Below are 7,825 nucleotides of genomic sequence, written 5' to 3'. Positions count from 1 at the left end.
CCTGTAGAGCCGAGCCCTTCTCGGCTGGGCGTTACCGGTAGAGCCTCTGCCGAGCATGGCACGGCCCTACAGGGAATTCTGGCAAAGCCTCTGCCGAGCATGGCTCGGCACTACGGGGAATTCTGGGGAAGCCGCTGCCGAGCATGGCTCGGCACTACAGTTGCTCAGCTTGCTGCCTTTTCTGCGGCCTTGGCGTGGCGCTCTTCGAGCACGGCGGTGGCGTCGTCCAGCGACAGGCCGCGTGCGCGCAGCAGCACGATCAGGTGGAACAGCAGGTCGGCCGATTCACCCAGCAGCTCGTCGTCACGCTGCACCACGCCGGCCAGCGCGGTTTCCACGCCCTCCTCGCCCACCTTCTGCGCAATATGCCGCGCGCCCTTCTCGAACAGCTTGGTCGTATAGCTGTTGAGCGGGCGGTCGTGCTCGCGCTGTTTGACCAACGCATCCAGCGCGCCCAGGAAGTTGCACGGGGCAGCACTGAAGCAGCTGGTGCTGCCGGTATGGCAGGTGGGGCCATGCGGGCGCACGGTCACCAGCAAGGTGTCGTTGTCGCAGTCGCTGCGGATGTCGACCAGGTCCAGGTGGTTGCCGGAGGTCTCGCCCTTCATCCACAGGCGCTTCTTGCTGCGGCTGAAGAAGGTGACCTTGCCGCTGCTGCGCGTGGTTTCCAGCGCCTGCCGGTCCATATAGCCCAGCATCAGCACGCGCAGCGTGGCTTCGTCCTGGATGATGACCGGGATCAGGCCGTTGACCTTTTCCCAGTCCAGTGTGGCCGGATCAACCGGCTTGAATTCAGTAGACATCCCTAACCTCGATCTGTTGTTCGCGCAGGAACTGCTTCAGTTCCGGAATGGCAATGGCGCCCGAGTGGAACACACTGGCGGCCAAAGCCCCGTCAACGTCAGCCTGTTCAAACACGTCGGCGAAATGCTGCGGCGTCCCCGCGCCGCCAGAGGCGATCAGCGGAACCGTGCACAACGCCCGGGCCTGGCGTAACTGGGCAATATCGTACCCCTTGCGCACGCCATCGCTGTCCATGCAGTTCAGCACGATTTCACCTGCGCCGCGCTGCTGCACCTCGCGCAGCCAATCCAGCGTCAGCCGGGCCTCAACGCGGGTCTTGGCCGGATCGCCAGTGTAGGACCGCACCCGCCACTGGCCATCGGGCTCACGGATCGAATCCACGCCCACCACCACGCATTGCTGGCCGAAGGCATCAGCCAGCTCTTCAATCAGCTGCGGGCGCTCCAGTGCCGGCGTATTGATGGAAATCTTGTCGGCACCGGCATTGAGCACGGCACGCGCGGTTTCCACATCGCGGATGCCGCCCGCCACGCAGAACGGAATATCGATCAGCCGCGCCACGCGCTCGATCCAGGCGCGGTCCACCGAGCGTCCTTCCGGGCTGGCGGAGATGTCATAGAACACCAGCTCGTCGGCGCCCTGGTCGCGGTAGCGCAGCGCCAGCTCGGTGATATCGCCCATATCGATGTGGTCACGGAACTTGACGCCCTTGACCACCCGGCCTTCGCGCACGTCCAGGCAGGGAATGATGCGGCGGCTCAGCATGACAAGGCCTCGTCCAGTTGCAGGCGCCCTTCCAGCAGCGCCTTGCCCAGCACCGCGCCGCCACAGCCGGCAGCCTTGGCCGCGCGGATGTCGTCGGCATCACGCACGCCGCCCGAGGCCTGCACGGCAACGCCTGGCAGCAGCTTGGCCAGGTGCGCATACAGTTCGATATTGGGGCCCGAGAGCATGCCGTCGCGGGAAATATCGGTGCACAGCAGATGCTTCATGCCGGCCTGCGCATAGCGGCTGGCCAGTTCGTCCAGGGTCACGTCGGCGGTTTCGGTCCAGCCGTGCACCGGCAGGCGCCACACGCCGTCCTCGCCCTGACGCGTATCCAGCGCGATGGTCAGCTGCTCGGGGCCAAACTCGGCCAGCCATTCCAGTACCTGCTCGGGCTGGCGCACCGCCAGCGACCCAATCACCACCCGGCTGGCGCCGGCCTCCAGGATGCGGGCGACATCCTCGCGGCCACGCACACCGCCGCCGGTCTGCACTTTCAGGGAAGTGGTGGCGGCAATCTGCTGCAGCAATGGCGCCAGCGTGTAACCACCGGCCTTGGCCGCATCCAGATCGACCAGGTGCATCCAACGGGCACCGGTGGTGGCAAATACCTGCGCGCGCGGCAAGGCATCGTCGCCGTAGGTGGTCTGCTTGGCGTAGTCGCCCTGCAGCAGGCGCACGACGCGGCCATCACGGATATCCAGCGCGGGGTAGACAGTGAAACTCATGCGGCAATCTCAAGAAAGTTCTGCAGGATGCGTGCGCCCGGCCCAGCCGAACGCTCGGGATGGAACTGCGCGCCACACAAGCGGCCACGCTGTACCACCGCGGTGAACAGCCCGCCGTGATGGCAGGCGGCCACCGTGTCCGAGGTCACCGGTGCGGCGTAGCTGTGCACGAAATAGGCACTGGAACCCAGCGGCACGCCCTCAAGCAAGGGCGACTCGCGCAGCGCCAACAGCTTGTTCCAGCCCATATGCGGCACGCGCACGCCGACGCCGGGATGCAGGCGGCGGACAATACCGGGCAGCAAGCCCAGGCATTCCACATCGCCCTCTTCCGAGCGTTCGAACAGCAACTGCATGCCCAGGCAGATCCCCATCAAGGGCACCTGCAGTTCACGCAGCGGCTGCACCAGGCCCTGCGCGTGCAGGCGCTTCATGCCTTCGGCAGCAGCGCCGACGCCGGGCAGGATCACCCGCTCCAGCCCGGCCAGGTCGGCCGGCGCGCGCACCATCTGCACGTCCACCTGCAAGCGCTCCAGCGCATAGCGCACCGAGCCCAGGTTGGCGCCGCCGGCATCAACCAGCCCTACCCTGCTCACAAGGCCCCCTTGGTCGAAGGCAGCTCGGTGCCTTCCTTGCGGATGGCCTGGCGCAGGGCGCGCGCAAGTGCCTTGAAGCAGGCTTCCACCTTGTGATGGTCGTTGTCGCCTTCCACCTTGAGGTTGAGGTTCAACCCGCTGGCATCGCACAGCGAGCGGAAGAAATGCGACACCAGCTCGGTCGGCATGTCGCCCACCCGCTCGCGCTTGAACTGGCCGTCAAAGACAAAATACGGGCGGCCGCTGAAATCCAGCGCGGCGCTGGCCAGGGTTTCATCCATCGGCAAGGTAAAGCCATAACGGCCGATGCCGCGCTTGTCACCCAGCGCTTCACGCAGCGCCTGGCCCAGCGCAAGGCCAGTGTCCTCGATGGTGTGGTGCTCATCGATGTGCAGGTCGCCCTTGGCTTCCACTTCCAGCGCAAAACCGCCGTGACGGCCGATCTGGTCCAGCATGTGGTCGAAGAACGGCAGGCCGGTGTTGATCTTCGAGCTGGCCACCTTGTCCAGGTCGACGAACACGCGGATCTGGGTTTCCTTGGTGTCGCGCTGCACGGTGGCGCGGCGCGGTGCGTCGGCCAGCTCGTGGGCGATGGCATCCCAATCCCACTCACCGCCGAATTGTTCGGTGCGCAGCTGGAAACCGCGGATCTTCATGTTGTCGGCAAACTGGATATCGGTGGGGCGGTCACCGACCATGCCTGAGCGCGCCCAGTCGATGTCGCGGTCCTGCAGGTAGCCCACCATCATGCCGATGCCCGGCTTGCGGTTGGGGCTGTTGTCCTGCGGCCAGCTGGGGTCGATCAGCACGTCGCGGAACGTGATGCCTTGGCTGGCGAAGATCTGCAGCATCAAGTCATTGGGGCCGTCGAAACTGGCCTGCGGATAGCCTTCCGTGCCCAGGCCGTCCTGGTTGGAGACGATGACGAACTGGTAACCCGCATCGCGCAGCTTGAGCATGGCCGGGATCACGTTCTTGACGAAGCGGATCTTCTCGTAGGCATCGATCTGGAAATCGGCCGGCTCCTCGATCAGGGTGCCATCGCGATCGACGAACAGAATGGGGGTCATGCGGCAAGCTCCAGCGTGGCAAGTGCGTCCAGGACGCGGTCGTTCTGTTCAGGGGTGCCCAGGGTGATGCGCAGGGCGTCGTGCAATTGCGGTGCGGCGCGCTGGTCGCGCACCACCACACCGGCCTTCAGCAAGACCTGGAAGGCTGCCTCGGCGTCGTTGAAACGGACCAGCAGGAAGTTCGCATCCGAGCCGTAAACCTGGCGTACACAGCGCTGCAGCGACAAGGCGATGCGCAGACGGTTACGTTCGCTGCGCACCATCGCGATGCGGGCGCGGGTCTGCGCCAGCGCGGCATCCTCCAGGCCGGCAAGGGCAAGGGCCGAACAGGGCGTGGGAATCGGATACGGCGCCTGGCAGCGGCGCAGTACCGCGATCAAGGCGGCATCGGCAATCACGCAACCTATGCGCGCAGCGGCCAGCGCATGTGCCTTGGACAGCGTCCGCAGCACCGCGATGTTGTCAAAGCGTTCCATCAGGCTGGTAGCGGACGGCTCATCGGCAAACTCGGCATAGGCCTCATCCACCACCACCAGCGCCTGCCCGCGCAGCGCTTCGGCCACGGCCTGCACCTGCTGCAGCGGAATGCTCAGGCCGCCCGGATTGGACGGCGAGCACAGGAAAACCAGCTTGGCCTTGCCCTGTTTTGCGGTGGCGATGATGGCGTCGATATCGGCCACCAGCCCGGTCTCGGTATCCAGCAAGGGCACTTCCAGCGCCGGCGCATTCTGCAAGCGGGCACTGACCGCATACATGCCAAATACCGGCGGCGTGTACAGCACCGCGTCGCGGCCCGGCACGCACAGGGCGCGCACCAGTAGGTCGATGGCTTCATCGCTGCCGCGGCCGATCAACAGCTGCTCTGGCTGGCAGCCGTACAGGCCGGCCAGGCGCTCACGCAACGCCTGCGGCTGCGGATCCGGGTAACGCCGGCAACTGGCGGCCGGGTCGCCGGGGTTAGCCCAGGCCGATTCATTGGCATTGAGCCAGATCTCGCCCTGCAGCTTGGCACTGCGTGCCGACGAGTAGCCACCGAAGTCACGCAGGTCATCGCGGACCAGGTCCAGCACGGTGCTCACGGCGCAACCCCCAGTCGCAGCGCGACGGCATTGGCGTGGGCGCCCAGGCCTTCGGCGCGGGCAAGGGTCAAGGCACAGGGGCCGATACCGGCAATGCCCTCGCGACTGGCGGCCTGCACGCTGATCTGGTTCTGGTAGCTGGCCACGCTGACGCCGCTATAGGCGCGCGCGGCACCGGCGGTGGGCAGCACGTGGTTGGTGCCGGAGCAGTAATCGCCCAGCGCTTCGGGCGTGTAGTCGCCGAGGAAGACCGAACCTGCCGCTTCCACCTTGTCCAACCACTGGCGTGGCTCACGCAGCGCCAGGATCAGGTGCTCGGGCGCATAACGGTTGGAAATCTCCAAGGCTTGGGCAATCGACGCGACCTTGACCAGCAAGGAGCTGCCCAGCGCCTGCCGTGCGATGGCCTCGCGGGCGAGCTGGGCGACCTGCGCCTCCACTTCTTCCTGCACGGCGGCAATCATCGCCGCGTCGTCGCAGAGCAGCAGCACCTGCGAATCCGGGCCGTGCTCGGCCTGCGACAGCAGGTCGGCGGCGACAAAAGCCGGATTGGCACCGGCATCGGCAATCACCAGCACTTCCGAGGGGCCCGCCGGCATGTCGATGGCGGCGGCGCCGGCCTGTGCAACCTGCTGCTTGGCTTCGGTCACAAAGCTGTTGCCCGGCCCGAACAGCTTGTCACAGGAAGGAACGGTCTCGGTGCCGTAGGCCATGGCGGCAATCGCCTGCGCACCGCCAATCTTGAACACACGGTGCACACCGGTCAGGCGTGCGGCCACCAGAACGGCAGGATCGGCGCTGCCGTCCTTGCGCGGCGGCGTGCACAACACCACTTCGCGGCACCCAGCCAGCTTGGCCGGCACACCCAGCATCAGCGCCGTCGACGGCAGCGGCGCGCTGCCTGCCGGCACATACAGGCCAACCCGCGCGATCGGGCGGATGACCTTTTCACAGACCACGCCGGGCGCGGTTTCAACGCTGTAAGGCTGGGCCATACCGGCGCGGTGGAAGCGGTCGATGCGATCGGCTGCCTGCTGCATGGCGATGCGCAGCTCGGCCGGTACCGCCAACTCAGCCGCTGCGAACTCGGCTTCGGTGACTTCAAACCGTTCCGGCGCGACGCCGTCGAAACGCTCGGTGATCTCGCGCAACGCCGCGTCGCCGCGGCTGCGTACCTGGCCGATCAATTCGGCAACCGAGGCGCGCGTCTGCGCGGCAACGGTCTGCACCGGACGGGTCAGGGCGCGCGCCTGGGCATCGGCGTCCAACGCATTCCAATCGAGGATGTTCATACCAGCGACTTCTCCACCGCCAATACCATCAAGCCTTGGGCACCGGCGCGTTCCAGCTCTTCCAGCCGCTGCCAGCTGAGTGCGCCGCTGCACATGGTCTGCAGGCGCACGGCATCGCCCTGCCCCGGCAGCCGCAGCAGCGGCTCGGCATCGGGCAGCAGGCGGGCCAGTTCGTCCACCCGGTCTTCGGCAGCGGAGAACATCAGCAGCTTCTGGTCCTGCACCTTGCTCAGGCCATCCAGACGACGCAGCAACATCGACATCAAGCCGGCGCGGGCGTCGTCCAGCTCGTGTACCGGCCCGGCCAGTACCGCCTCACTCTCCAGCAACGTCTCCACCGGCTTGAGCTGGTTGGCGGCCAGGGTGGCGCCGCTGGAAACCAGATCGCAGATCAGTTCGGCGGTACCCAGCTTCGGCGCGATCTCCACCGATCCGGACAGCTCCACCACCTGCGCATCCACGCCTTTCTCTTTCAGCCAGGCAGCCAGGATGGCCGGGTAACTGGTGGCGATGCGCTTGCCCTGCAGCATCTGCACGCCCTGCCAATCCCAGTCTTCCGGCACCGCGATCATCAACCGGCAGGAACCGAAGCCCAGGCCGCGCAGCGGCTGGTAGGCATCGGGCAAGCCGATCTGGCGGCGCGCCTTGGCCTGCTCGTCGAGTTCGTTCAGACCCACCACACCGAGGTCGCAGACACCGTCGGCAATCAGCCCGGGGATGTCGTCGTCGCGTACCAGCAGCAGATCAACCGGCAGCGATTCGCCGAAGCAGAACAACTTGTCGCGGCTCTGCCGCCAGCTCAGGCCACAGGCCGCCAGCAGGCTGCGCGCGGGATCGGCCAGGCGGCCGCTCTTCTGGATGGCGATACGCAACCGGTCACGTGCCGGGGCGGTGGTTGAAGCACTCATGGGTTTATCTCAGTTGGATTCGGACTTGCGCGCGGCGAGGCGGTCGATGGCGGCGGCATAGCCACCGGCACCATGATCGAGCGAGCGCGCGACCCGGCCGATGGTGGTGACGCTCACCCCGGTCAAGTCGTAGATCTCACGGTAAGGAACGCCCTTGCGCAGCAAGGGCACCACCCGCCAGCGGTCGGCCATGGCTTCCAGCTCGGCGGGCGTGCACAGGTCGCGCAGGAAGGCCTGCGCCTCCTGCGGCTTGTCGAGGGCGGCAAAGGCACGCGCCAGCGCTTTCAGCGCAGCATCGGCGGCCTTGTCTCGTTCGGTTTCCTGACGTGTTTTCATTTGTATCAATGTAATAGCGTGATAATACATTAGTGCGAAGCGAGCCATGAGTCAAACCTGCGGTCTGTAGAGCCGAGCCATGCTCGGCTGAAGCTTTACCGGGGAGGCCCTAGCCGAGCATGGCTCGGCTCTACAGGAGCAAGCTCCTGCGCCAACGGCCAAAAGCGAACCCCTCCCCAGCCCTCCCCTTCGCTGCGCGAAAGGGAGGGAGCGGTAGTGCCGAGCCATGCTCGGCAGGGGCTTTACC

The 7,825-nt window shown here is 66.2% G+C and carries 9 protein-coding genes; all 9 read right to left on the bottom strand.

Annotation, left to right across the window (positions count from 1 at the left end):
* Nucleotides 1-164: 164 nt before the first annotated feature.
* The 9 genes from hisIE to AC1VXC_RS20500 are packed head-to-tail and all read right to left on the bottom strand — an operon-like array spanning nucleotide 165 to nucleotide 7,578.
* Nucleotides 165-803, bottom strand: a complete 639-nt coding sequence (gene hisIE / locus AC1VXC_RS20540; protein WP_481539883.1) for a bifunctional phosphoribosyl-AMP cyclohydrolase/phosphoribosyl-ATP diphosphatase HisIE — start codon at nucleotides 801-803, stop codon at nucleotides 165-167.
* Nucleotides 793-1,569 (bottom strand): imidazole glycerol phosphate synthase subunit HisF, encoded by a 777-nt coding sequence (hisF, locus tag AC1VXC_RS20535; RefSeq protein ID WP_481539884.1) that lies wholly within the window; start codon nucleotides 1,567-1,569, stop codon nucleotides 793-795. Before hisF ends, hisIE begins: the two co-directional genes overlap by 11 nt.
* On the bottom strand, nucleotides 1,563-2,297 hold the full coding sequence (hisA, locus tag AC1VXC_RS20530) for a 1-(5-phosphoribosyl)-5-[(5-phosphoribosylamino)methylideneamino]imidazole-4-carboxamide isomerase (protein ID WP_481539885.1): 735 nt from the start codon (nucleotides 2,295-2,297) through the stop codon (nucleotides 1,563-1,565). Before hisA ends, hisF begins: the two co-directional genes overlap by 7 nt.
* The gene (gene hisH, locus AC1VXC_RS20525) at nucleotides 2,294-2,893 is read right to left on the bottom strand and encodes an imidazole glycerol phosphate synthase subunit HisH (RefSeq protein WP_481528654.1); all 600 of its coding nucleotides are present in this window, start codon (nucleotides 2,891-2,893) and stop codon (nucleotides 2,294-2,296) included. Before hisH ends, hisA begins: the two co-directional genes overlap by 4 nt.
* A complete protein-coding gene (gene hisB / locus AC1VXC_RS20520; RefSeq protein ID WP_481539886.1) occupies nucleotides 2,890-3,963 on the bottom strand; it encodes a bifunctional histidinol-phosphatase/imidazoleglycerol-phosphate dehydratase HisB in 1,074 nt (357 codons plus the stop codon). Before hisB ends, hisH begins: the two co-directional genes overlap by 4 nt.
* Nucleotides 3,960-5,042 (bottom strand): histidinol-phosphate transaminase, encoded by a 1,083-nt coding sequence (gene hisC, locus AC1VXC_RS20515; RefSeq protein WP_481539887.1) that lies wholly within the window; start codon nucleotides 5,040-5,042, stop codon nucleotides 3,960-3,962. Before hisC ends, hisB begins: the two co-directional genes overlap by 4 nt.
* Nucleotides 5,039-6,334, bottom strand: coding sequence for a histidinol dehydrogenase (gene hisD / locus AC1VXC_RS20510; protein WP_481539888.1), 1,296 nt, complete (start codon nucleotides 6,332-6,334; stop codon nucleotides 5,039-5,041). Before hisD ends, hisC begins: the two co-directional genes overlap by 4 nt.
* Nucleotides 6,331-7,242 carry an ATP phosphoribosyltransferase gene (gene hisG / locus AC1VXC_RS20505; protein ID WP_481539889.1) on the bottom strand — a complete coding sequence of 304 codons (912 nt, stop codon included), beginning with the start codon at nucleotides 7,240-7,242 and terminating at the stop codon, nucleotides 6,331-6,333. The genes hisD and hisG overlap by 4 nt, the downstream gene beginning before the upstream one ends.
* Nucleotides 7,243-7,251: 9 nt before the next feature.
* Nucleotides 7,252-7,578: a YerC/YecD family TrpR-related protein gene (locus tag AC1VXC_RS20500; protein WP_313171738.1), complete on the bottom strand. Its 327-nt coding sequence runs from the start codon at nucleotides 7,576-7,578 to the stop codon at nucleotides 7,252-7,254.
* Between the last annotated feature and the right edge of the window lie 247 nt (nucleotides 7,579-7,825).

This window comes from Stenotrophomonas sp. STEN033, from assembly GCF_056856655.1.
The sequence above is the reverse complement of the archived record's forward strand: the minus strand, read 5'-3'. Positions and strand labels throughout refer to the sequence as shown.

Bases quoted from the DNA above. Each gene is read 5' to 3' on its own strand.
- hisA (WP_481539885.1), bottom strand. From the start codon at position 2,297: ATGAGTTTCACTGTCTACCCCGCGCTGGATATCCGTGATGGCCGCGTC.
- hisIE (WP_481539883.1), bottom strand. From the start codon at position 803: ATGTCTACTGAATTCAAGCCGGTTGATCCGGCCACACTGGACTGGGAA.
- AC1VXC_RS20500 (WP_313171738.1), bottom strand. From the start codon at position 7,578: ATGAAAACACGTCAGGAAACCGAACGAGACAAGGCCGCCGATGCTGCG.
- hisG (WP_481539889.1), bottom strand. From the start codon at position 7,242: ATGAGTGCTTCAACCACCGCCCCGGCACGTGACCGGTTGCGTATCGCC.
- hisD (WP_481539888.1), bottom strand. From the start codon at position 6,334: ATGAACATCCTCGATTGGAATGCGTTGGACGCCGATGCCCAGGCGCGC.
- hisB (WP_481539886.1), bottom strand. From the start codon at position 3,963: ATGACCCCCATTCTGTTCGTCGATCGCGATGGCACCCTGATCGAGGAG.
- hisF (WP_481539884.1), bottom strand. From the start codon at position 1,569: ATGCTGAGCCGCCGCATCATTCCCTGCCTGGACGTGCGCGAAGGCCGG.